The organism is Acinetobacter nosocomialis (assembly GCF_041021905.1).
Classification (GTDB): Bacteria; Pseudomonadota; Gammaproteobacteria; order Pseudomonadales; family Moraxellaceae; genus Acinetobacter; species Acinetobacter nosocomialis.
Window position 1 is genome coordinate 508,968 of the sequence record NZ_CP157432.1, and the last position, 22,137, is coordinate 531,104.

25 protein-coding genes and 1 pseudogene are annotated in these 22,137 nt (G+C 40.1%); 14 read left to right on the forward strand and 12 right to left on the reverse strand.

The window, feature by feature from the left end:
- The first annotated feature begins 12 nt into the window (after positions 1 to 12).
- From topA to ABLC00_RS02435, 8 genes and pseudogenes are all read left to right on the forward strand, one after another.
- A complete protein-coding gene (topA, locus tag ABLC00_RS02400) occupies positions 13 to 2,649 on the forward strand; it encodes a type I DNA topoisomerase (RefSeq protein WP_002053435.1) in 2,637 nt (878 codons plus the stop codon).
- A gap of 86 nt (positions 2,650 to 2,735) precedes the next feature.
- Positions 2,736 to 3,494 carry a hypothetical protein gene (locus ABLC00_RS02405; RefSeq protein WP_033846421.1) on the forward strand — a complete coding sequence of 253 codons (759 nt, stop codon included), beginning with the start codon at positions 2,736 to 2,738 and terminating at the stop codon, positions 3,492 to 3,494.
- Between the two features lie 137 nt (positions 3,495 to 3,631).
- Positions 3,632 to 4,204, forward strand: a complete 573-nt coding sequence (locus tag ABLC00_RS02410) for an HdeD family acid-resistance protein (RefSeq protein WP_006580460.1) — start codon at positions 3,632 to 3,634, stop codon at positions 4,202 to 4,204.
- 116 nt (positions 4,205 to 4,320) lie between these two features.
- Complete coding sequence (locus ABLC00_RS02415; protein ID WP_033846422.1) at positions 4,321 to 6,300, forward strand: ATP-dependent helicase; 1,980 nt, start codon at positions 4,321 to 4,323, stop codon at positions 6,298 to 6,300.
- Positions 6,301 to 6,373: 73 nt separating this feature from the next.
- Positions 6,374 to 6,613 carry an RNA-binding protein gene (locus tag ABLC00_RS02420; protein WP_000699342.1) on the forward strand — a complete coding sequence of 80 codons (240 nt, stop codon included), beginning with the start codon at positions 6,374 to 6,376 and terminating at the stop codon, positions 6,611 to 6,613.
- A 7-nt stretch (positions 6,614 to 6,620) separates the two neighbouring features.
- Positions 6,621 to 6,782 (forward strand): annotated as a pseudogene (locus ABLC00_RS02425) (ASCH domain-containing protein); the annotation flags it as partial.
- A 122-nt stretch (positions 6,783 to 6,904) separates the two neighbouring features.
- Positions 6,905 to 7,408 (forward strand): DUF6586 family protein, encoded by a 504-nt coding sequence (locus ABLC00_RS02430; RefSeq protein WP_033846505.1) that lies wholly within the window; start codon positions 6,905 to 6,907, stop codon positions 7,406 to 7,408.
- Positions 7,409 to 7,520: 112 nt separating this feature from the next.
- Positions 7,521 to 7,799, forward strand: coding sequence for a hypothetical protein (locus tag ABLC00_RS02435; RefSeq protein ID WP_002053465.1), 279 nt, complete (start codon positions 7,521 to 7,523; stop codon positions 7,797 to 7,799).
- A gap of 36 nt (positions 7,800 to 7,835) precedes the next feature.
- On the opposite strand, the gene ABLC00_RS02440 is transcribed toward ABLC00_RS02435, so the two are convergent.
- The 4 genes from ABLC00_RS02440 to ABLC00_RS02455 form a co-directional block, all read right to left on the reverse strand.
- On the reverse strand, positions 7,836 to 9,545 hold the full coding sequence (locus ABLC00_RS02440) for a cation:proton antiporter (RefSeq protein WP_032009867.1): 1,710 nt from the start codon (positions 9,543 to 9,545) through the stop codon (positions 7,836 to 7,838).
- Between the two features lie 148 nt (positions 9,546 to 9,693).
- On the reverse strand, positions 9,694 to 9,849 hold the full coding sequence (rpmG, locus tag ABLC00_RS02445; RefSeq protein ID WP_001205031.1) for a 50S ribosomal protein L33: 156 nt from the start codon (positions 9,847 to 9,849) through the stop codon (positions 9,694 to 9,696).
- Between the two features lie 12 nt (positions 9,850 to 9,861).
- Positions 9,862 to 10,098: a 50S ribosomal protein L28 gene (gene rpmB, locus ABLC00_RS02450; protein WP_000048256.1), complete on the reverse strand. Its 237-nt coding sequence runs from the start codon at positions 10,096 to 10,098 to the stop codon at positions 9,862 to 9,864.
- Between the two features lie 167 nt (positions 10,099 to 10,265).
- Entirely contained in the window at positions 10,266 to 11,714 is a 1,449-nt protein-coding gene (locus ABLC00_RS02455; RefSeq protein WP_004710683.1) for a coniferyl aldehyde dehydrogenase, read from the reverse strand.
- A gap of 112 nt (positions 11,715 to 11,826) precedes the next feature.
- Between ABLC00_RS02455 and ABLC00_RS02460 the strand changes: the two genes are divergently transcribed.
- The 5 genes from ABLC00_RS02460 to ABLC00_RS02480 all read left to right on the forward strand — a co-directional run bounded on the left by ABLC00_RS02460 (position 11,827) and on the right by ABLC00_RS02480 (position 15,667).
- Positions 11,827 to 12,519 carry a TetR/AcrR family transcriptional regulator gene (locus ABLC00_RS02460; RefSeq protein WP_002053350.1) on the forward strand — a complete coding sequence of 231 codons (693 nt, stop codon included), beginning with the start codon at positions 11,827 to 11,829 and terminating at the stop codon, positions 12,517 to 12,519.
- Between the two features lie 74 nt (positions 12,520 to 12,593).
- Entirely contained in the window at positions 12,594 to 13,457 is an 864-nt protein-coding gene (gene purU / locus ABLC00_RS02465) for a formyltetrahydrofolate deformylase (protein WP_033846424.1), read from the forward strand.
- 385 nt (positions 13,458 to 13,842) lie between these two features.
- Positions 13,843 to 14,598, forward strand: coding sequence for an energy transducer TonB (locus ABLC00_RS02470; RefSeq protein ID WP_002053518.1), 756 nt, complete (start codon positions 13,843 to 13,845; stop codon positions 14,596 to 14,598).
- A gap of 44 nt (positions 14,599 to 14,642) precedes the next feature.
- Positions 14,643 to 15,263: a MotA/TolQ/ExbB proton channel family protein gene (locus ABLC00_RS02475; RefSeq protein ID WP_002053291.1), complete on the forward strand. Its 621-nt coding sequence runs from the start codon at positions 14,643 to 14,645 to the stop codon at positions 15,261 to 15,263.
- Entirely contained in the window at positions 15,263 to 15,667 is a 405-nt protein-coding gene (locus ABLC00_RS02480; protein ID WP_002053449.1) for a biopolymer transporter ExbD, read from the forward strand. The genes ABLC00_RS02475 and ABLC00_RS02480 overlap by 1 nt, the downstream gene beginning before the upstream one ends.
- 57 nt (positions 15,668 to 15,724) lie before the next feature.
- Here ABLC00_RS02480 and msrA read toward each other — a convergent pair whose 3' ends face one another.
- The 8 genes from msrA to lgt form a co-directional block, all read right to left on the reverse strand.
- Positions 15,725 to 16,249, reverse strand: coding sequence for a peptide-methionine (S)-S-oxide reductase MsrA (gene msrA, locus ABLC00_RS02485; protein ID WP_002053439.1), 525 nt, complete (start codon positions 16,247 to 16,249; stop codon positions 15,725 to 15,727).
- A gap of 135 nt (positions 16,250 to 16,384) precedes the next feature.
- A complete protein-coding gene (locus tag ABLC00_RS02490; RefSeq protein ID WP_033846425.1) occupies positions 16,385 to 16,882 on the reverse strand; it encodes an SRPBCC domain-containing protein in 498 nt (165 codons plus the stop codon).
- A gap of 148 nt (positions 16,883 to 17,030) precedes the next feature.
- The gene (locus tag ABLC00_RS02495; RefSeq protein ID WP_033846426.1) at positions 17,031 to 18,086 is read right to left on the reverse strand and encodes a DUF4105 domain-containing protein; all 1,056 of its coding nucleotides are present in this window, start codon (positions 18,084 to 18,086) and stop codon (positions 17,031 to 17,033) included.
- A gap of 14 nt (positions 18,087 to 18,100) precedes the next feature.
- The gene (locus ABLC00_RS02500) at positions 18,101 to 18,610 is read right to left on the reverse strand and encodes a dihydrofolate reductase (RefSeq protein WP_000312548.1); all 510 of its coding nucleotides are present in this window, start codon (positions 18,608 to 18,610) and stop codon (positions 18,101 to 18,103) included.
- A gap of 44 nt (positions 18,611 to 18,654) precedes the next feature.
- A complete protein-coding gene (gene thyA / locus ABLC00_RS02505) occupies positions 18,655 to 19,497 on the reverse strand; it encodes a thymidylate synthase (protein WP_032009858.1) in 843 nt (280 codons plus the stop codon).
- Positions 19,498 to 19,614: 117 nt separating this feature from the next.
- Positions 19,615 to 19,977: a hypothetical protein gene (locus tag ABLC00_RS02510; RefSeq protein WP_032009856.1), complete on the reverse strand. Its 363-nt coding sequence runs from the start codon at positions 19,975 to 19,977 to the stop codon at positions 19,615 to 19,617.
- Positions 19,978 to 19,988: 11 nt separating this feature from the next.
- Positions 19,989 to 20,348 carry a hypothetical protein gene (locus ABLC00_RS02515; RefSeq protein WP_004710678.1) on the reverse strand — a complete coding sequence of 120 codons (360 nt, stop codon included), beginning with the start codon at positions 20,346 to 20,348 and terminating at the stop codon, positions 19,989 to 19,991.
- A 73-nt stretch (positions 20,349 to 20,421) separates the two neighbouring features.
- Positions 20,422 to 21,240, reverse strand: a complete 819-nt coding sequence (gene lgt / locus ABLC00_RS02520; RefSeq protein ID WP_002053387.1) for a prolipoprotein diacylglyceryl transferase — start codon at positions 21,238 to 21,240, stop codon at positions 20,422 to 20,424.
- A 93-nt stretch (positions 21,241 to 21,333) separates the two neighbouring features.
- Here lgt and ABLC00_RS02525 point away from each other — a divergent pair, with 93 nt between their 5' ends.
- Positions 21,334 to 22,113: an NRDE family protein gene (locus ABLC00_RS02525; RefSeq protein ID WP_033846427.1), complete on the forward strand. Its 780-nt coding sequence runs from the start codon at positions 21,334 to 21,336 to the stop codon at positions 22,111 to 22,113.
- Positions 22,114 to 22,137: the final 24 nt, after the last annotated feature.

Consider the following 22,137-nt stretch of genomic DNA (forward strand, 5'->3'; position numbering starts at 1 on the left):
ATAACATTTTATATGGCGAATACCTCGCGCTCTGCATCTCAAAGCACAGCATCTACTGCCTCTGCTGCACATAAACGTGCCTTAGTGATTGTGGAGTCGCCTGCCAAAGCGAAAACCATCAACAAATATTTAGGTTCGCAGTACATTGTTAAGTCTTCTGTAGGTCACGTACGTGACTTGCCAACAGGCGGCAGCAAATCAACAGAGAAAAAGCCGGCTGCCCGGACAAAACTCACTGAAGCTGAAAAAGAACAAAAAGCCCAATCTGCGCTGATTAATCGTATGGGTGTCGATCCGGAACATGACTGGAAAGCACACTACGAGGTTCTACCTGGCAAAGAAAATGTTGTTGCTGAACTCAAGAAACTTGCCAAAGATGCAGATGCAATCTATCTCGCAACGGACTTGGATAGAGAAGGGGAAGCAATCGCTTGGCACTTACGCGAAGTGATTGGTGGTGACGATAGCCGTTATCATCGTGTGGTATTTAACGAAATTACTAAAAATGCCATTCAAGAAGCATTTAAACAGCCAACTCGCCTAGATTTAAACCGTGTTAATGCACAGCAAGCGCGTCGTTTCTTGGACCGTGTAGTAGGCTTCATGGTTTCGCCATTACTATGGGAAAAGATTGCCCGTGGTTTGTCAGCAGGTCGTGTACAGTCTGTAGCGGTAAAGCTTGTTGTTGAACGTGAACGTGAAATTCGTGCTTTTATTCCAGAAGAATATTGGCAAGTGTTTGCAGACACTAAAGCTAAAAAAGATGATATTCGTCTTGAGGCTGTGAAACAGGCTGGTAAAACACTTAAATTAAAGAACAAAGCTGAAACAGATGCCCTGTTGGATGTATTAAAGGGCGCTGAATATAAAGTTGCACAGCGTGAAGATAAGCCGACTAAGGTGAATCCGAGTGCACCATATATCACGTCGACTTTACAACAGGCGGCAAGTACACGCTTAGGTTTCTCTGTAAAGAAAACCATGATGTTGGCGCAACGTTTGTATGAAGCTGGTTTTATTACCTATATGCGTACGGACTCAACATTCTTGAGTGATGACGCTGTAAGTATGGTCCGTGCTCATATTGAAAGCCAGTTTGGTGAGAAATATTTACCAGCAAAGCCAAACCGCTATGGTAACAAAGCGGGTGCTCAAGAAGCCCATGAAGCAATTCGTCCGTCAAATGTTGCACTTACAGGTGATCAACTTGCAGGTGTAGAGCGTGATGCGCAGCGTTTATATGATTTAATTTGGCGTCAATTTGTTGCTTGCCAAATGACTCCGGCAGAATATTTATCTTCAACTTTAACCGTTGAAGCTGGCAATGTGGAGTTAAAGGCAAAAGGCCGTACGCTTGTATTTGATGGCTTCACTAAAGTTCGTGGTGCTAACAAATCTGATGACGATATCATTTTACCTGCAATTAAAGTGGGTGAAATTTTAAAATTAGAAAAGCTAGATCCGAGTCAGCACTTTACTAAACCACCAGCTCGTTTTACTGAAGCATCTTTAGTAAAAGAACTTGAAAAACGTGGTATTGGTCGTCCGTCAACTTATGCTGCCATTATTTCTACAATTCAAGAACGTGGCTACGTTAAGTTAGAAAATCGCCGTCTCTTTGCCGAGAAAATGGGTGAGATCGTAACGGATCGTCTTGATGAAAGTTTTAATAACCTGATGAATTATGCTTTTACCGCAGATTTAGAAGGTCAGCTGGACCGTGTGGCAACGGGTGAGCGTAATTGGAAAGAATTACTCGATACATTCTACGGTGATTTTAAAAAGCGTCTGACCAATGCTCAAGGTGAGCAGGGAATGCGCCGTAATCAACCAGTTGAAGTACCAGCAGTACATTGTCCTGAATGTTCACGACCAATGCAGATTCGTACGGGTACTACAGGCGTATTCTTAGGTTGTTCAGGTTATAACTTGCCGCCTAAAGAACGCTGTAAAGGAACTTTGAACTTAACACCAGTTGAGTCATTAGCAGCGTTATCTGATGATGACAGTGCTGAAACCGCAGACTTGATGTCTAAACATCGTTGTCCTAAATGTGGTACAGCAATGGACAGTTATGTCATTGATGGTGGCCGTAAGTTACATGTTTGTGGTAACAACCCAGACTGTGATGGTTATGAGCTTGAAGAAGGCGAGTTCAAGATCAAAGGTTATGATGGCCCAACCATTCCATGTGATAAATGTGATGGTGAAATGCAGCTTAAAACTGGCCGTTTTGGTCCGTATTTCGCTTGTACAAGCTGTGATAATACCCGTAAAGTCTTGAAAAATGGTCAACCTGCACCACCACGCGTAGAACCAATCAAGATGGAACATTTGCGCTCGACCAAACATGATGATTATTTTGTGTTACGTGATGGCGCGGCTGGTCTGTTCTTGGCTGCAAGTAAGTTCCCGAAAATTCGTGAAACACGTGCACCAAAAGTTGCTGAGCTTCGTAGTGTTGCTGACCAACTTGATCCAAAATACCAGTTTATTTTACAAGCTCCGGATGTAGACCCTGAAGGTAACCCAACGATTGTGAAGTTTAGTCGTAAGAACCAATCACAGTATGTGGGATCTGAAACACCAGAAGGTAAACAAACTAAATGGAGCCTGATTTACCAAGACGGTAAATGGATTGAAGGCTAAATAAGACAAATGAAAAATGCTAGCTCAGCTAGCATTTTTTATATATAGAACAAGAAAAGAAAATTTAATTTTTATGGGGAACAAGAATGTGGAAAAACATTCGGATTTTGTGTCTATTGATTGTTTTATTAATCGTTGCAGTTCAGGCATGGCGTGACCAAAACCAAGACTGGAATCAGCCTATTGTTGTGGTATTGCACCCAATAAATGCGGATGGTTTACAAACCACGCAAACTTATATTCATCAGCTACAAAACGCTGACTTCCAAACGCTTAAAAGCTACCTAAGTGAATGGTCACAGCATTATCGTGGGCAATCTAGTAACTTTGATATTCGTTTAGGGCAGCAACTACAGCAGAGGCCGCCTGTAGTTCCTCAAAATGCCAATATCCTGAATGTCATTTGGTGGAGCTTAAAGTTTCGTTTTTATGCATGGCGACAACAGCAGCCTGAAGATAGGGGCGCATCACTCAAACTTTATTTAAATTATTATGATCCAAGTTATCAAAAAGTTTTGGTGCATTCGACTGCTTTAGAAAAAGGCCGTATTGGTAGCGTTAATTTGTTTGCTACACGAGAGCAAGCCCCACAAAATCAGGTTGTTATCGTTCACGAGCTATTACACGGCTTTGGCGCAAAAGATAAATATGATTTAAAAACAGGCCAGCCGATTTATCCATTAGGCTATGCACAACCTGAAAAGGTGCCTCTTTATCCACAAACACGAGCAGAAATCATGGGTGGTCGAACACCATTATCTGAACAGACCAATAAAATGCCAAGTGATTTACAAGAAACTGTAATCGGTTTACCGACTGCTCAAGAAGTTGGATGGTTGAAATAAAATTGTGGATAAATACTGTTTTATCCCCATCAATTGTTAATAAACGATGCAGATCTTATACACACAATAAATGTGAAGTACATCACTATAATGACATTATATAAACTTTCTAATACCTGATAATAAGAGTAGCCATGATGAAAACTGTAGGTAATGATTTAGTTCGTAATCAGCTACATGCTGATCGTAAATGGTATCTAATATTAGGCTTTGTGCTCATTATTTTTGGTTTGGTGTTATTTAGCTCACTGCCATTTGCAACATTTTCGGTTGTTTTCCTATTTGGTATTTTAATGATGATAGGTGGTGTGCTGCACTTGATCGCTGCCATAAGTGTATTTAAGGGCGGTAGCCGATGGCTGTGGGCACTTTTTGGTGTGCTGTATTTAATGGCGGGCTATTACGCATTTTCTACGCCTGTGACTACGGCTGTGGTTTTAACTAGCTTATTATCAATTGCTCTGATTATTGCCGGGGTAATTCGTACTATAAATGCATTTTTATTGAGACCAATCGCTGGATGGGGCTGGACCTTATTTTCCGGGTTACTAACACTCGCTACCGGTATTTTAATTTTAGTTTCTAAAGACTCACCTTTTTGGGTGTTGGGAATGTTTTTAGCAGTAGATATTTTATTTCAGGGAATCAACTTTTTAGGACTTGCTTCTGCAATTAAACATTTGCCTTCTAGTTCAAAAACGGTTTCTTAATATAAATAACGAACAAAAGGACACCTAGGGTGTCCTTTTTTGTTTTTAGTGAGTGAAGGTCCATCTCATGGCATGGGTCTGTTAAACTAAGCCTTGGTGTTTTAGCGATATGTGTTATGAGTCTTGCAAAGTTAATTAATGAATTAAATGCTCAGCAAAAAAAAGCAGCAACTACTACAGCACAAAACTGTTTGGTTTTGGCTGGAGCGGGCTGTGGCAAGACTAAAACCATTGTTGCTCGCGCAGCTTATTTAATTGATCAGGGTTTGTCAGCCAATCAAATTCAGATTTTAACGTTCACGCGCCGTGCTGCGAGTGAAATTGTTGCAAGGGTTGAACAGCATGTTGGAACACAAGCCAAAGGCCTTCGCGCATCCACTTTCCATACCTTTTGCATGTATTTATTGCGTCGTAATCCGCAAGCGTTTGGTTTAACCCAATTTAGTATTATTGATCGTGATGATCAGTTACTCATGTTTCGCTTATTGAGAGGCAAAGACAAAGATAATGTTTTGCCTAAAGCGGCAGAGCTGTGTGATTTATATTCTTATGCCCGAAATACGCAATCTAAGCTGTCTGAAGCGTTACTCAAGCAATTACCTGAAGCATATGAATATAAATCACAAATTGCTGAGTTAATGAAAACCTATGAACAGCGTAAAAGAGAGCGTAATTTTTTAGATTATGATGACATTTTGTCGATCGTCGCTGTTCATTTACAAAACTCGGAAGCACTGACGAACTGGGTTGCAGGCTTTTGCCAAGCTTTACTGGTTGATGAGATGCAAGATACCAACCCTTTACAGTGGGCTCTTTTGCAGCCACTGATTGGTAAGGTGAAATTATTTTGTGTGGGAGATGATGCTCAGTCGATTTACGGTTTTCGTGGTGCCGACTTTGAAAACATTCATTCGTTTAAAGAGCGGATTCCAGACGCAGTAATTCATACTTTAGATTTAAATTATCGCTCGACTCAAGAAATATTAGATTTATCAAATTGGTTACTCGCCCACAGTCCAATCGATTATCAAAAACAGTTACAGGCACATCGTGGCAAAGGACAAAAGCCACAACTCCATTTGTTTGGTAATGAATTTGAAGAAGCCAACTGGATTGCACAAGACTTAATAGAGCGGCATCAGCAGGGCGCAAATTGGTACGATCATATGGTGTTAGTCCGCTCTGGGTACAGCGCTCGCTATTTGGAAGGGGCATTTATTGCTGCTGAAATTCCGTATCGTTTTATTGGGGGCGTAAAGTTACTTGAATCAGCGCATGTAAAGGATGTGCTCAGTTTATTACGTATTGTGAGTAACCCGCAGGATGACTTGGCTTGGATGCGCTTTTTAACCTTATGGGATGGTATTGGTGACGTTGGGGCCAGCAAGTTAGCACAAGAGTTAATGAGCATTAGTGAGGTCGAAGAGCGTTGCCAGCGTTTGGAGCGTCATGGAAAAGTTCCTTTACAGGCTATTTTGATTTTGAAGCAGCTTGATGTGCTACAGCAGCATGTTGAGGCAAGTATTGGTCTAGCTCTTGATGCCTTAAGTGAACAGTTGGAGCAAAACTATAAAACTAAAGATTGGTCACGTCGCGCTAGAGATTTTGATTTAGTCAAACAACTTGCTCGCAAGCATGCATCTCTTGGTGAGTTCCTTGAAGAATATGTGCTTGAACCAATTTCAATTTCTGAAATTGAAAAAGCGGGTGATGATGATTTAGTGACCTTAATTACAATTCATTCGGCTAAAGGTGCAGAACAGAAGGTGTGTTATGTGCCGCATGTCTCACCAAATCAATATCCCTATGCGCGTGCGCAGGGCGATTTTGATGAAGTCGAAGAAGAACGCCGTGTATTGTATGTTGCATTAACACGTGCGGAAAATGAATTGATTTTGACGAAGCAAAATCTCAATACATGGTCACAAGATACATATGACGAACAAGGTCGTAAAATCGAAAGTTATTTCTTAAATGATCTACCTGCTCATTTGGTACAGGCAAAAATTCATCGGCAAGTTCCACAGCCATTTGCCAAAAAACAATGGAACACTTCACGAACAGTAAACTTAGGTTTTGGTATCGATCTTGACTAAACTACTGTATAAGACACTGTGAATACTCAAATGTATATTGGCCTTTATTTTGAAGGCTAATCAAGGTTGGAAAATGAAAATATTAGTTCGTAATTTAGATCGTTCAGTGACTGAAGCTGAAGTTTTAGAGCTGTTTAAGGCTTATGGTAAAGTTGAGTCTTGTGTGGTTGTTACCGATAAAGATACAGGTAAATCAAAAGGTTTTGGCTTTGTTGAAATGCCGAATCCGCGTGAAGCCATTAAAGCAATCAAAGGTCTAAATACACTTAAGGTAAAAGGTTACGGTATTCGCGTTAAGGCTGCTGAAGAGTAATACTTTTATGCAACAATTTTTAGCTCTTTCTGTGGTTGCTCCAAATGGAACCTATATAGCCCAAGGTGTAAAGACACTTGAAGTCCTTTCATGGGTGCCTACAGAGTTACCTCTTAAAGATCTATTCATTGTTGAAAACAAGAATTTTTTAATCAATGATGGTGATGAGGGATAACGTAAAATTTATCAAGTCTCTCTGGATTTACCATAAATAACGTTGATTTTATCAATGGAGTCGTTAAGCTAAGAATAGCCATATTGATGGCAATTTTAGAACAGGAAAGTTTAGTTATGTCACGTGTTGCTCGTTATCATGCCGATCGTACCAATCAAAAACTCTATTTTGCACGCCTAGCGTGTCAACAAGCAGAGCAAACTGATCATGTACAGCAGGTACAAGCGTATCGTGAAACAGCTGTCTTTCACTTGCATGGTGCGATGTTAGCATTCCTGCAAGAACTGGTACGTTATTACCGTTTAAATGACTCGCAGCCGACATTAAAATCGATTGAAGAGCATATGGCGGCAAAAGGACAAGTTTCTCCTGAAATTTCTGTATTGCAGCAATTGGCAAAAGATGGTTTTGTTGCAGAGTTAAAGCGTGCTTACCGCATGTGCCAATATGCACCGGAACCTACTGAACCGACACCGGAAGAAGAAACTTCTTCTAATTTGATCATTAAAGTGACTCAGGGGCCACAATCATGGTTACCTGATGTGAAAATTTTGCGTGAATGGCATAGAGAGTTAAGTCATTTAATTGATGGTTTTCGTAACGAAATGGTCGAGTTCTAAAATTAAACTGTCTGAGCGCTTGAAATTTAATCCTAGTGCGCCTATATAAATAAGACGAGAGATGCAAAGTGCAAGGGTGCTTTGCCACCATGTTGAAACATGGAGGAAGTATATGTCTATACAGCAATTGAAAGAGTTATTTGGAAATCAAGAAGCAGTGTTGGAGTTAGTCCAACTCGAAGGTGGTGAGCTCGCCTTGCGTAATGCTGGTTCTGAAAAAGAGCCTTTGGTTAAAATTCAATTTAGTGATGAACTAAAAGAGATATTAGGCGAGCAAACGCCTATCGTTGCCCAGCATATGATTCAAGCTGCTTTATTTGGACTGCTAGAGAAGCAGGTTAATGAATGGCAGGCTGAAGTTGTAGATGAGCAGCCTAAATTCCTAAGTTAAAAAAAGCGTACTCTTGAGTACGCTTTTTTGTATGCGTTAATGATGTGTTGACTGATGCGCAAGCTCGATTTGATTTAAAATATGATGGCTCATATTCTTCGCCATTTCTTCTTTCGCATAGAATACTTCACCAATGTGTTCGTCTCTAATCACTGCGGCTTCTTCTTTACTTTCTGCACAAATTAAAACCTGAATTTGAGGGTTCAATTGTTTGGCAATATCCACAATCCGGTGGATATCTAAAATATCCATAGGGGAAATCACCAATAGTCGTGCATGCATGATATGAGCCTGAATGAGAACGCCGGGTTCAGTTGCTACACCACTTACGGCAGCAATATTTGCTTGACGTAACTTTTCTACAATTTCACGATTTTCTTCGGCAATTACGACTTTAATATTCTGATTAATTAAATTTTCAGTAATACGTCGTCCAACGCCACCATATCCTACAATTACCACTTGATCGCGTAGATAAGCCTGATCGACTTCATCTGGCAACATAGCGAGTGGGTCACCACTACGTTCAAGAAGTCGTGCCAAATGAGAGCGTTCACGAATCCAACGTTGTACAGGTTCAACTGCCGAGAAAACAAAAGAGTTAAGCGTAATTGAGAACAAAGCACCCGCTAAAATCAGGTTTTGCGCTTCTAGGGTTAATAGACCTAAAGAAACTCCCAATGTAGCTAAAATAAATGAAAACTCACCAATTTGTGCAAGGCTGGCCCCGACTGTCAAAGCAGTATTAATTGGATAGCGGAAGAATAAAACCAAGGCCATTGCAGCAAGTGTTTTACCCACCATAATAATTGCGATAACTGCCAAAATATGCAGTGGACGCTCGATAAGAATATGTGGATCAAACAACATTCCTACCGAAACGAAAAATAAAATTGAGAAAATTTCACGTAGAGGAAGAGTCTCTTCTTCTGCACGATGGCTAAAGTCTGATTCTTTTACGACCATACCCGCAAAGAAGGCCCCTAAGGCCATTGAAACGCCAAAGATAGCATAAGAGCCATAGGCGATTGAAACAGCTGCAGCTACGACTGTCAGCGTAAATAGCTCTCTTGAACCTAAGCGAGCAACAAACTGCATAATGATAGGCACTACACGCTTGCCTACAATGAGCATGAACGCAATAAAGCCAATCACTTTTAATAGGGTGATTCCAAGCGTTAACCAAATGTTACCTTCCGCGCCTGCTGGTGCTTTGCCACCAAGTAAAACTGCTGTAGCTGGAAGAAGTACTAAAACAAGTACCATTACTAAGTCTTCAACTAACAGCCAACCCACAGCAATTTTACCGTTTACAGAGTCTAAAAGACCGCGGTCTCCTAAAGCTTTTAATAAGACAACAGTACTCGCACACGACAGACTTAAACCAAAAACCAGAGCGGAGCCAAAACTCCAGCCCCATAACATTGAAACGCCAATACCAAGTAAGGTGGCAACAGCAATCTGTAAAATTGCACCCGGCAAGGCAATACGACGAACTTGTAAAAGATCATTTAATGAAAAATGCATCCCAACGCCAAACATCAAGAACATTACGCCGAGTTCAGCAAGTTGGTTGGCAAGATGAATATCTGCTTCTATGCCGGGGGTATTCGGACTAATAATAATTCCGGCAATAAGGTAGCCAATAAGAGGGGGAAGTCGTAGTCGGGCGGCTATATAGCCAAAAAAGAGGGCAACACCGAAACCAACAGCAAGTAAAATAATTAAATCTACGTCATGCGGCACTAAAAACTCCTTTTACGTGAGTTAGGCTAAAGACAAGCATAAAAAATGCCAAGGCGGAATATGTAGAAAGTTTAACAAAAAGGCAGGTATAAAAAAAATGCAAAAAAAAAACGACTTCTTTAAGAAGTCGTTTTTTTCGACGCTAAAATTATTTGATTTTAGCTTCTTTGAAAATCACGTGTTGACGGATTTTTGGATCAAATTTTTTGATTTCCATTTTTTCCGGCATAGTACGTTTGTTTTTAGTCGTGGTATAGAAATAACCTGTACCAGCTGAAGAAACGAGACGAATCTTATCACGCATTGCTCAGACTCCTTAGATCTTTTGACCTTGAGCACGAAGGTCTGCAACAACCTTTTCGATACCCAATTTGTCAATAATACGCATACCTTTAGTGGTTAAACGAAGACGTACAAAACGTTTTTCGCTTTCTAACCAGAAACGGTGGTGGTGCAGGTTCGGCTCGAACCGGCGCTTGGTTTTGTTGTTGGCGTGTGAGACGTTGTTACCAACGACTGGACGCTTGCCGGTAACTTGGCAAACCTTAGACATGGTGTAACTCCATTGATTTAGCCAACAGCAAATCTGTGGCCAGTCATACTAAATGTAAACGGATGAATTCATTCAAGGGGCGTTTTATACCAAAAATACGATTAAAAGACAAGCGAAATTGGTAAAAACGAGGCATGATCTAGTGTAACAGATCATGCCTTGATCAGTTAACGCAACAAGGTTTTCGAAATGAAGCGATGAATTGGTTTATTGAACGGTGGAAGAATGTATTTCAAGCTATAAAGTTTTGGATTTGACATGACCGAACGTTCATGTGACAGCCCAAAAAAGCCTTCAGGTCCGTGGTATTTACCCATACCTGATGCGCCGATTCCTCCAAATGGCAAGTCATCTTGCGCAACATGGGTAATCACCATGTTAATTCCGAAATGCCCTGAATGAGTATGTTGAGAGATATAATCAGCGCGTGCCTGATCATAATCAAAATAATACATTGCTAAAGGACGCGGGCGACTATTAATAAACTCAATGACCTCTTCGATTTGGTCATATTCTAAAATTGGTAGAACAGGACCAAAAATTTCATTTTGCATAATATCCATTGCAGTTGTTACACCAGTCACTAGAGTCGGTGCAATTTTGCGGACATCATCTAAAATTTCATTTTGCGGATTAACTTCAACAATACGCGCACCTTGATCACGGGCATTTTCGAGATAGCCCTGAATACGGTTGTACTGTTTATCATTAATAATAGAGGTGTAGTCTTGGTTGTTACGGAAATGTGGGTACATTCCGGCCACAATCAATTTAAAGTTTTCAATGAACTCGGCAGTTTTTCCGCGTGGCAAGAAAATATGATCTGGCGCAACACAAGTTTGGCCTGCATTCCATAGTTTACCTACAGCAATACGCTGTGCGACATCTTTCATATCTACGGAAGCATGTACCAAAGCAGGGGATTTACCACCCAACTCAAGAATAACCGGAACCAGATTTTGAGCTGCGGCTGCCATGACGGTTTTACCAACAGAAGTCGAGCCAGTGAAAATCATTTTGTCGAAAGGCAAATGACTAAACGCATCAGAAATTACGCCGCCGCCATTTACCACTGCAACCAGCTCTTGTGGGAAGGCTTCAGAAAGTGCATTTTCAAGAACCTGTCCAAAATTTGGAGAAGCACTCGAAATTTTGATCATGGCATGGTTACCTGCAGCCAACGCACAAATAAGTGGACCAACAGACAGTAGTAACGGGTAGTTCCATGGTGTAATAATGCCAATTACGCCCATTGGTTGATATTGTACCCAACCTTTTGCTGGCTGATGTAATACACTGATATGGCGTTTTGATGGTTTCATCCATCCGGTCAGGTTCTTACTGTAATACTTGATTTGTTCAAGACAGGTAAGTAACTCACCAATTTTGGTTTCCATAATGGCACGATTGCCATAATCAAGGTTAATTGCTTCGGCAATCTGATCTTGATATTTTACCAAGACTCTTTTAAGACGAGCTAAACGATCAATACGCTCTTTAGCAGTGGGTACCGGATGACGTAAGTAGGCAATCTTTTGCTGCTCAAGCAAATCTTGTAAATGCTTAACATCATAAGGAACCTGAGTCTCTGGATTTGTTTTTGTTTGACTGTTCATCGGTACTTACCAAATATACTGATATACTTATTTTTTAGAGTAAATACTCTAAAGAGTCAAGTTGGTTTCTGTGCGCAAGTCTTAACCATATGAATTAACGAAGGTTATTAAAATGTCTCTACCTAAAGCTTTGAAGACAAAAGACCGGATTTTACAAATCAGTTTGCAGCTTTTTAATGAGCGTGGCGAACGGTCTGTCACTACCAATCATATTGCTGCAGAGTTGGGCATTAGTCCTGGAAACTTGTATTATCACTTTCGAAACAAGCATGAAATTATTAAAGAATTAATGTATCAATATCAGGTCGAGACTTTGGAAATGCTATCTTTACCTGAAGACAGACCATTAACGACCAATGACAAAATTAACTATTTTCAAGTGCTCAGCGGTCAGTTATGGAACTATCGTTTTATTCATCGTGATGTTTATCACTTAGTTGAAAGTAACGAAGACTTTAAGAAGATCTATCCGCGATTTGCGGGGCAGGTGATGCAACAAGGACAACGAATTTATCAGGCCTTTGTTGATGCAGGACTTATGAAAATGACAGCTTCTGAAATTGAAGCTTTAATTATTAACCTTTGGATTGTCTTAACGAACTGGACCAACTTTCTATATATGTCTGGGCATATTAGTGACAACAATCACCTTGAAGAGAAATGGGTCTGGCAAGCATTACGTCAAATGGTTTTCTTAGAAGGGCCTTATTTGATGGGTGAAAGCCGTGCGACTTATGAACAATTGTTAGAATCACTTGGACCCTCTGATCTTTTTGCAAGCTTGTCATCCTTAAAAGATGAATAGTTGTGCTTGTTTATTTAGAGCGCTAGAATACTCGGCTTATCAAAATTTTGTCTCAATTAAGTGATATTAACCAAATGAATATGACCACTGCCAATACAGCCCGTTTACTGATTACTTGTGAAGACAAGCCTGGGATCGTACAGGCTGTATCGAGCTTTTTGTACCACCAAGGTGCAAACATTACCGCGCTTGATCAGTATGCGACGGAAGCTCAAGGCGGGCGTTATTTCATGCGTGTTGAATTTGAACTTGATCATTTACAGTCACGTAAGGATGCTTTAATTCAGACTTTCGCTGTAAATGTTGCTGAACGTTATGGCATGCAATGGCGTCTTGCTTTTGTAAATGACGTTAAAAAGGTTGGTATTTTAGTTTCTAAAGTCGACCATGCTTTGCTTGAGTTATTGTGGCGCCATGCTCGTGGTTCTTTACCTTGTGAAATTACCCACGTTATTTCTAACCATGAAGATTTACGTGAAGCAGTTGAAAACTTTGGTATTCCGTTTACTGTGATTAAGGTAACTAAAGACAATAAAGCAGAAGCCTATGCTCAAATTCATGAAATGATGCAGGGTAATGACTTATTAGTTCTAGCGCGTTACATGCAGATTTTAAGTGAAGATTTCGTTTCTAAATGGGAAATGAAAATCATCAATATTCACCACTCATTCTTACCTGCTTTCGTTGGGGCAAATCCATATAAGCAAGCCTATGAAAAAGGTGTGAAGTTGATTGGTGCAACAGCTCACTATGTGACTGCTGATCTAGACCAAGGCCCAATTATTGAGCAAGACGTTGAACGTGTGAGCCACGATTATAATGTTGAGCAGTTACGTGAGCTTGGCGAAGATGTGGAACGTAATGTGTTAGCTCGTGCTGTCAAATGGCATTTAGAAGATCGAATCATTGTAGATGGTAATAAGACGGTTGTTTTCTAATTACCTCATATTTTTAAAAGCACACTTTTGAGTGTGCTTTTTTATGGCTAAAATAAAATTAAAATGTTATAACATAACTATGATTTGAGGTTTCATTGATTACATTCAATATAGCTGCTTAATGTTTTTTTAAGTTGAGCACGATTTGATAAGTAGTATCTGAAACCAACAAGTTTTAGTGCATTGTCTAAACATGAGAAAAGTAAAGTGATATCACTTTATGAAGTTAGATCGCACAATACTGGAAAGTGTTTTCGCAAAAAAGTAGTTGCAAATGAAAACACTTCTCATTTATTATTGTGGCACTTTATTGTTCTATCCGATGTTTGAAATCGTTTCTATAAATTGAAGTCGACTTCATCATCCATTAGGTAATTAGATTCTTATGAGTCAATCTTCCGCAGCCTTAAACTCTCCCAATCCGATGAAAAAGAAAGTCATCACGGCACTAATTGCGGTTGCAATTGGTCATATCGGGGTCTTATGGGCAGTTAGCCACATTAAGCCTGCTGAACTAAAGCCAATTGATAAGAAGCCTTTACAAGTCCGCTTTGTAAAAATTCAAGAACAACCAAAACCTTTACCACCGAAACCGAAAGAACCGCCTAAAAAGCCGGAACCTAAAAAAGAAGTGAAAGAAGTTAAGGTTGTTGAGAAACCTGTGACGCCGCCTAAACCAGTGGAAAAAATTCAGCAGGTGAAAAAGGCTGAAACTCCTAAACAAGCAGTAAAGACAGAACCTAAAGTTGAACCAAAAGTAGTGACCCCAACAACTACTGTGACTGAAAAAGTCGTTGAAAAGCCAAAGCCAGTGGTGCAAGAAGCACCTAAAGCTCAACCTGCGCCAGATCCATCACCAAAACATGTTTCAATTGGTGGTTCAGGTGTGCAGTGGAGCCGTTCACCACGTTTGACTGTTTCACCAAAAGATTTACAAGGCGAAGCGCGTTCGGTTGTTGTACTGATTGAAGCCGATGAAAAAGGTAAGATTACCAACGTACGTGTAACACGAAGCAGTGGCATTTCAAGTCTAGATGACAAAGTTGTCCGTGCTGTACGTGGTGCAAAATTTAAACCTTACATGGAAAACGGTGTTGCTTATCCAATTAAAGCCGAGCAACCCTTTGATTTAACCCCTTAAATGAATTTGAGTCCCAACGGCTAACCTTAATCAGGAGTTCTAATATGAACTTTTCAATCTATTGGCAACATGCAGATGCAGTGAGTAAAACTCTGTATTTCATCTTATTGGCAATGTCGATTGCTACCTGGACAGTTTTCATCTTACGTTTGATGGGGACTCGCCAATTAAAACAACAAGCTTACGCTCAACTCTCTAAAGCTATTAGTTCGCTAAAAGCAAAGTTACAGCCTTTGAGTTTTGAACAGCGTAAAGCAGTTGCAGAGCAAGCACTATTGCGCCAAATTTCTGCTGAAAAAGTCAATGCTGAGAAAGGTATTTCTGTTTTAGGAACAATTGCTTCAATTGCACCATTTGTTGGTTTGTTTGGTACGGTATGGGGTATTTTCCACGCGCTGGTTGCTGTAGGTAAGAGCGGACAAGCAGGTTTGGCTCAGGTGGCTACACCAGTAGGTGAAGCACTTATTATGACTGGTCTTGGTCTTGCAGTTGCGATTCCTGCGGTATTGGCTTATAACATTTGTGTACGTGCTAATCGTGGTCTTGCTCATGATTTACAAGATCAAGCACACAGTTTGTTAATCGACACCATGTTGCAGCAAGACTCAACTGTAAAGTCTGATGTTAAAACTGCAGAGCAAAGTTATGTTGGAGGTCAAGCTTAATGGCTTTTCAATTGGGTGAAGACCACGATAGTGGCATAAATGAGATGAACCTCATTCCGCTAATCGACATTATGTTGGTGTTAATGATCATCTTTTTGGTCACAGCAACAGTTGCCAACCCATCGATTCCATTAACACTGCCTAAAACAACTGCTGAAATTATTGATCCACCACCAAAAGCAATTACGATTAGTATCAATGCAAATGGTGAAGTGGCTTGGGATACTCAAGTAATTAGTCTTGATGAGCTTCAAAAACGTTTCCAAGAAGCAGGTCAAGGCGCGGTTAAACCAACCGTTCAACTTCGTGCTGATAAAGAGTCGAAGTACGATACGGTAGCTCAGGTAATGTCTCGCGCCAGTGAAGCCGGACTGAGCGATATTGCCTTTGTAAGTGAAAACTAAAATTTAGTTTACTCAATAAAAAAGCAACCAAGTCGGTTGCTTTTTTATTGCTCTAATTTATTGATCTTTCATTAGATGCTGGAATTTACTATATAGCTTTAATAGCTTAGGTGGAATCGCAAAGTTGCAATAACCTTGTGAAGGATTCTTTGCATAGTAATTCTGATGATATTCTTCGGCTGGATAGAATGTAGGGGCAGGAGATAGCTCAGTCACAATATCAAGATCGTCATCTTTTAACGTTTGAATCGTATGTTCTGCTGCCTGTTTTTGCTCTTCATTAAAATAGTAAATAACAGAGCGGTACTGAGTACCAATATCATTACCTTGGCGATTTAAGGTCGTTGGATCATGCGTTGCAAAGAACACATCAAGTAACTGAGAATATGTAACTTGTTGTTCATCAAAGTCGATGAGAACTACTTCAGCATGCTGAGTGTCACCTTGACATACTTGCTCATAAGTTGGCTGAGTTGTATGCCCACCAGCATAACCACTTGTTACTTTTTCTACACCACGTATTTGTAAAAATACGGCTTCGACGCACCAAAAACAGCCGCCGCCAAATAATGCCTGTTGCATTGTTTTTCCCTCTATTTCCTGCCTATTACAATAGGGTCTATCTATCTAGATTACAAAGTAAAGCGTGTATAAAAAAGTAAAGAAAAAGAGAATAACTTATTTAGTTTTCGATAGCCACCAACAGATCCTCTATATTTAAAGGGTTTTTAAATAAGCTTCTAAATTGGAGAATGTTCCATTAAATCCTTGCGTCATTCCATCGCGTGCAGAATCAAAAGTTGAGTTACCAATATCGTCAGAGTTCCACGGTTGCCAAGTAATTGTGACTTTTGTTTTATTATCAATATCTTCAAAAGTTGTGGTTGCTAACATTTCTAATGGCCATGTCGGTGACATAGGGTGTCGTGTGTTGTTACCGTCTTTGTCTGAAAAAGATTGAATAAACATTAATCGCTCATTAGGTACAATCTCACGAAACACTTGCTTACCCCACATTTGTGTTCCATCGGGTCCTTCTAATCCATAGTGATAAGTGCCACCAACTCTAAAATCCATTGAGGTATGAATGATTTTGAAATTTTTTGGACTCATCCAATTTTGTAAGTGATTAATATCAGTATGTACCTTGAATACAAGATCACGAGGTGCATTAAATACTTTAGAAATACTAAATGGTGTAATTTTTTCTATCATGATTATTTTCCTTTATTAGAAAACTGGTTAACTTACAAATTGAATAAGTTTTGGAATTACTTTGTAATTTTTGCAGATCATATTCAATGCTCTCAAAGTGTTCTTCTAATATTTGGCGAAAATGAGTTTATAAAATATCAAGCAGACTCTAGTCAGCTTTGGGTAAACCTTGTCGCACAATTTGAGAGAAGTGTTCACTACTCTGATCTGAAAGTTGTTCAAAATGCTCAGTACGTGGATTGATATGTGCGATTTGATACCACTGTTTTAAACTAATATTTTGATTAAGTGCTTTAAGATCGTATAAATAATTAGGTAAGTAACCAGACGCAATTAACCGATAATCTTTAGGGAGTTGATATGGGTTAATGGCTTGAACCATATTAAAAATCAAGGTTGTGCAATTACTTGTGAGGGTGTTATACCATTTTGGCTGTGCACGTAGCTCATCTGACTTTTTAAGATATTCTAAAAATAGTGCTTTTTGTTCAGAGCGAGGCATATTGACCGGGAAATTATAAACTTGCTCTTTACGAATGTTGCTACGTGTGTAGACAATATCTTTTTCATCAGATGCAATTAAGCTCAGTTCATATTTTCTAAAGAAGCCACCAATTGCTGAAAACTCTTCAGTCTTTTCTTTTCGAATTTCGATGGAAAAAACTAAAGGTTGTTGATTTTTAAATTCGAAACTGACCAGTGTATGGGCAATTTGTGGCCCCATCCAATAAGAGGTAATGATATTTATGCCATTTAACTGGTTTAGATCAAAAGTACGGGTTTCCCAACGGACATCATAGGTTCCATCTGGATGCCAGTTGAAGTTACGGACATTGTGCAAAGTAATAACACTGCCGTGTTTTTCGTAACTTAACATATTGGCAACTTCAGGGTTCCAGTCACGGTCTTGACGTGCAGTAATCGAAAAGTACCAAACCAAAGAGCAGGCAAAAGCTAACAGGTAGATTAAAACGTCTGTACGACGGCTAATGATATGCCCATTAAAATATAAGCCTGCCATACTTAGAGCAAAGGCAATCCATATGCCGATAATAATACGGCTGCCTAACCAGCCAAAAGGTTGTTGCACCCATAAGGCTAAGCATACCCAAATGCTGGAAAGCACAATAAACAACGTGAATAAACTATGTAAAGCGCCGAAAGCGAGGGCGATAATAAATTCACGCGTTCCAATATTGTGCATAGGCGACCAGAAAATTATTTTTTATAAGTGGCAAATTCGAATGAAGTTCCTGATTTTTCATCTACTTGCTGTTCGCTTGCAGTTTTATGAAATTCACTCGGTATAGTTGGATAATGTGCATCACCTTGTACATCTAAGTCAACATGAGTGAGCTCAAGACGGTCTGCAATTGACAAGGTTTGCTTAAAGATTTCACCGCCACCAATAATGAATAAAGCTTGCTTTTCGGTGTTTTTGGCATCTTCTAAAGCAGCATTTAAAGCATCTTCAATTGAATACGCAATTTTTACGCCGTCAAAATGCCAGTTAATGTCACGGGTAATTACCCAGTTCACACGGTTCGGTAGAGCACGGCCCATAGACTCAAGGGTTTTGCGGCCCATGATCACCACACCACCTTGTGTGATTTCTTTAAAATGTTTTAAGTCGGCAGAGATATGCCATGGCAACGCATTGCCTTTACCAATACAGTGATTTTTGTCCATTGCGACAACGTGGACAACTTCTACATTTTGCCATGCCATAATCTTATTCTCTAAACCGTAATCTAATGAAATTTAAGCCGTCGTTATACTGCAACTGGTGCTTTAATTGCCGGATGTGACTCGTAACCTACAATCTCGATATCTTCAAATTTGAAGTCGAAAATATCTTTAACTTCCGGATTAAGTTTTAATTGGCAAAGTGCTAATGGCTCACGCGTCAATTGTAGTTTTGCCTGCTCAAAATGGTTGGCATAAAGATGCGTATCGCCACCTGTCCAAACAAAATCACCAACACCTAAGTCACACACCTGAGCAATCATATGGGTGAGTAGGGCATAGCTGGCAATATTAAATGGCACGCCTAAGAATACGTCAGCACTACGTTGATAAAGCTGGCATGACAACTTGTTGTCTTGTACAAAAAATTGGAAGAGTGTGTGGCAAGGCGGTAAAGCAACTTGTCCGGCCTCATTTGGGTTCCAGCCAGAGACAATTAAACGGCGTGAATTTGGGTTGGTTTTAATTTCATTAATTAACCATTTAATTTGGTCAAAACCATCTTGGTTATAAGTACCATCGGCATTCTTGGTTGCGCCGAAATTACGCCATTGATGGCCATAAACTGGGCCAAGCTCATGTTCTGGGCGGCCGAAACGGGCAGTTTGTTCTGCTGTTGCCCATTCATCCCAAATAGTGACTTTATTGTCTTGTAAGTACTTAACGTTAGTATCGCCTTTTAAGAACCAAAGTAACTCAATCACGATAGAACGAAAGTGAACTTTTTTTGTGGTGAGTAAAGGAAAACCTTTAGAGAGATCAAAACGCATTTGATGACCAAATACAGAACGGGTTCCTGTGCCTGTACGGTCGCCTTTGTCACCGCCATTATCAAGGATATGTTGTAGAAGGTCTAAATATGCACGCATAACACTCTCGAGTTCGGATTAATTCCATAAAATAAAAGGGAGACGGTTCATGGATCAATAAACCGTGGAAGATAATAGCATGCTTTAGGAATAGTAAAAACGAGCTAAACTTTATGCTTAAAAACGCTTGGCACGATTTTGATAAATTGAAACAAGAAAAAATCCAACCAGTACAAAGCCTAAAGCTTGTATTGTTGCGATCCAATTGTGTTGAGGGGGCAATAACCACATCACAATAACAACAATAATGAGAGGGTAAATTCTAAGCAGAAACTGGAGTTTAGATTTATATGAGCTGTGCTCTGGAATTTTTGTTTGTAAATATTGCCCGAAATGAAGCCCGAACCCTAACACGAGGCTAAGAACAGTGTAAGTCGACGATAAAGGCTGAACTTGATTGGCTGCATAAATTGCAGCACAAACGACAATAATGAAGATGAGTTTGATGTGACGCGGTGCGTTATACCAATAAGCCAACATAAAAAATGAGCCTATTTGTTAAATAACGATTGGGGTGAAAAAATAAAAGCAGCAAGCGCCATAAATGCGATGCCTTGAACGCCCCAGATCAGTAAGTTAGGCATGGTTTTTACAAAAATAAGTGCAAACAAGAGGGCAATAGGCACCCACGTAAATAGGCGGTAAAGTAAACCGGTTGGGTTACTTTGAGCAAAATGCAATTTAAAGTAACGACAGATTAAAAAAATAACCCCAGTTCCTGTAAACATTAAAATAGTATCTAAAGGCAATGGTTGATATTGATATAACCCAATACAGATTAAGAGGGTAATAATTAAGATCATTAATTTTTTAAAAGTCGGGACTTGCTTGTTAAACCAGAATTCCAGCATGGCGAATCTTCTTTCTTGGGAGATAAAAACTGTAGCATAAAAAAGAGGAGCCGAAACTCCTCTGATTTAGATGTTAACTGTTCTTTTGAGGACCCCAGTCATAAATTTTCTTTTGGTAGGCATACCACATCATCCAAAGGCCAATGAGTAGCATTGGAACGGTGAGGATTTGTCCTTTCGTCATCCAACCAAACAAGATAAAACCTTGGTCAGCATCTGGTTGACGGAAGAATTCCATCACAAAGCGTGCAACACCATAACCCATTAAAAATAGGGCAGATACGGCCATACGTGGGCGTGGTTTTGAGCTAAACCACCACAAAACAATGAATAGAATTAGACCTTCACAAAGCGCTTGATAAATTTGAGAAGGGTGACGAACTAAATGTAATGGGTCGGTTGGGAAAATCATGCCGAACGGATAATTCGGATCTGTAACCGCACGACCATATAATTCTCCACCAATAAAGTTACCGAAGCGTCCAAACATTAAGCCTGTCGGTACACAAGGGGCAATAAAGTCGAGTGTCTGGAACCATGTTTTTTGATATTTTTTACACCAGAATAGCATTGCAATCATGACGCCTAAGAAGCCGCCGTGGAAGCTCATACCACCTGTCCAGACTTGGAAGAGCCAGATCGGGTTTTCAAGGAATTTATCAAACTCATAGAAAAGCACATAGCCGATACGTCCGCCGAGTACAACCCCTAAGGCGCCGTAAAACACCAGATCGGAAACCATGTCCGATGTCCAGCCATCACGCTGTTTGGCACGGTAGGAAGCGAGTCCCCAAGCACATAAAAATGCCAATAAATACATGAGTCCATACCAATGGACTTGAAGAGGTCCTAGATGTATTGCGACCGGATCGATATTAGGATAGGTCAGCATTGCTGCTCCTTGATCTTACGTTTTGACAGATTGTAGCGGAATGATGTGAAAAATGTTGTACATTCAATGTGTAAACATAGGGAACAAGAATCAATGTGTATTGTGGCTTTAGCATGGCATGTTCTGGATGATATGCCCTTGTGTCTGATTTCAAACCGTGATGAGTTTTATCACCGACCAACAGCATTGTTGCATCAATGGGAACATACGCCAATCATTGCAGGGCAAGACTTACAGTCCGGTGGTACTTGGATGGGTGTTACGCCGCAGGGCCGATGGGCTGTGTTAACTAATTTCCGTGATGGACGTGATAAAAAACAATATGAAACTTCTCGTGGTCATTTGGTTCAGGCTTTTTTAGAGTCTGATTTATTACCGATTCGCTTTGCTCAGCAATTAGAACAACGGCAACAGAACTTTGCTGGTTTTAACCTGTTTATGGGGACTGCCGATCAAGCGGTCTACATGAGCAATCGTGGTGAGGCTCCTCAAGTATTAGCCAACGGTGTTTATGTGGTTTCGAATGGTTTAATGTCCGATCACTGGGAGAAAACCAGACATTTACGCACACGTTTTACGCAAGAGTTCTTGCCTATGCATCAGCACAAAACAAAAGAGTTAAGCTTGCAACATGCAGCGTGGGATATTTTAGAAGATGAGCGCAAGGTCACCACAGCATTGTTGCCAAATACAGGCATTCAACCAGAAATGGAAGAGTTGCTATCATCGACTTTTATTCAAAGTCCAGTATATGGAACCCGGTGTTCGAATTTTTTAAGAATGACCAATAATGAATGGATTTGGTTGGAAAAGACCCAGCAAGGCGAACATAGCGGCCAAATTGTACAGCAGCAGGTGCCTCTAAACCGTTAAAAGAATGCCGATCACTTGATCGGC

What these genes read in the sequence shown, in the direction of transcription:
- ABLC00_RS02455 (WP_004710683.1), bottom strand. Translation starts at nt 11,714, where the DNA reads ATGAACAGTCAAACAAAAACAAATCCAGAGACTCAGGTTCCTTATGAT.
- ABLC00_RS02500 (WP_000312548.1), bottom strand. Translation starts at nt 18,610, where the DNA reads ATGGCATGGCAAAATGTAGAAGTTGTCCACGTTGTCGCAATGGACAAA.
- ABLC00_RS02470 (WP_002053518.1), top strand. Translation starts at nt 13,843, where the DNA reads ATGAGTCAATCTTCCGCAGCCTTAAACTCTCCCAATCCGATGAAAAAG.
- rpmB (WP_000048256.1), bottom strand. Translation starts at nt 10,098, where the DNA reads ATGTCTAAGGTTTGCCAAGTTACCGGCAAGCGTCCAGTCGTTGGTAAC.
- ABLC00_RS02510 (WP_032009856.1), bottom strand. Translation starts at nt 19,977, where the DNA reads ATGTTGGCTTATTGGTATAACGCACCGCGTCACATCAAACTCATCTTC.
- ABLC00_RS02495 (WP_033846426.1), bottom strand. Translation starts at nt 18,086, where the DNA reads ATGCACAATATTGGAACGCGTGAATTTATTATCGCCCTCGCTTTCGGC.
- ABLC00_RS02415 (WP_033846422.1), top strand. Translation starts at nt 4,321, where the DNA reads ATGAGTCTTGCAAAGTTAATTAATGAATTAAATGCTCAGCAAAAAAAA.
- ABLC00_RS02490 (WP_033846425.1), bottom strand. Translation starts at nt 16,882, where the DNA reads ATGATAGAAAAAATTACACCATTTAGTATTTCTAAAGTATTTAATGCA.
- ABLC00_RS02480 (WP_002053449.1), top strand. Translation starts at nt 15,263, where the DNA reads ATGGCTTTTCAATTGGGTGAAGACCACGATAGTGGCATAAATGAGATG.
- topA (WP_002053435.1), top strand. Translation starts at nt 13, where the DNA reads ATGGCGAATACCTCGCGCTCTGCATCTCAAAGCACAGCATCTACTGCC.
- ABLC00_RS02525 (WP_033846427.1), top strand. Translation starts at nt 21,334, where the DNA reads ATGTGTATTGTGGCTTTAGCATGGCATGTTCTGGATGATATGCCCTTG.
- msrA (WP_002053439.1), bottom strand. Translation starts at nt 16,249, where the DNA reads ATGCAACAGGCATTATTTGGCGGCGGCTGTTTTTGGTGCGTCGAAGCC.
- ABLC00_RS02420 (WP_000699342.1), top strand. Translation starts at nt 6,374, where the DNA reads ATGAAAATATTAGTTCGTAATTTAGATCGTTCAGTGACTGAAGCTGAA.
- ABLC00_RS02435 (WP_002053465.1), top strand. Translation starts at nt 7,521, where the DNA reads ATGTCTATACAGCAATTGAAAGAGTTATTTGGAAATCAAGAAGCAGTG.
- ABLC00_RS02460 (WP_002053350.1), top strand. Translation starts at nt 11,827, where the DNA reads ATGTCTCTACCTAAAGCTTTGAAGACAAAAGACCGGATTTTACAAATC.
- ABLC00_RS02405 (WP_033846421.1), top strand. Translation starts at nt 2,736, where the DNA reads ATGTGGAAAAACATTCGGATTTTGTGTCTATTGATTGTTTTATTAATC.
- ABLC00_RS02515 (WP_004710678.1), bottom strand. Translation starts at nt 20,348, where the DNA reads ATGCTGGAATTCTGGTTTAACAAGCAAGTCCCGACTTTTAAAAAATTA.
- rpmG (WP_001205031.1), bottom strand. Translation starts at nt 9,849, where the DNA reads ATGCGTGATAAGATTCGTCTCGTTTCTTCAGCTGGTACAGGTTATTTC.
- thyA (WP_032009858.1), bottom strand. Translation starts at nt 19,497, where the DNA reads ATGCGTGCATATTTAGACCTTCTACAACATATCCTTGATAATGGCGGT.
- purU (WP_033846424.1), top strand. Translation starts at nt 12,594, where the DNA reads ATGAATATGACCACTGCCAATACAGCCCGTTTACTGATTACTTGTGAA.
- ABLC00_RS02430 (WP_033846505.1), top strand. Translation starts at nt 6,905, where the DNA reads ATGTCACGTGTTGCTCGTTATCATGCCGATCGTACCAATCAAAAACTC.
- ABLC00_RS02475 (WP_002053291.1), top strand. Translation starts at nt 14,643, where the DNA reads ATGAACTTTTCAATCTATTGGCAACATGCAGATGCAGTGAGTAAAACT.
- ABLC00_RS02410 (WP_006580460.1), top strand. Translation starts at nt 3,632, where the DNA reads ATGAAAACTGTAGGTAATGATTTAGTTCGTAATCAGCTACATGCTGAT.
- lgt (WP_002053387.1), bottom strand. Translation starts at nt 21,240, where the DNA reads ATGCTGACCTATCCTAATATCGATCCGGTCGCAATACATCTAGGACCT.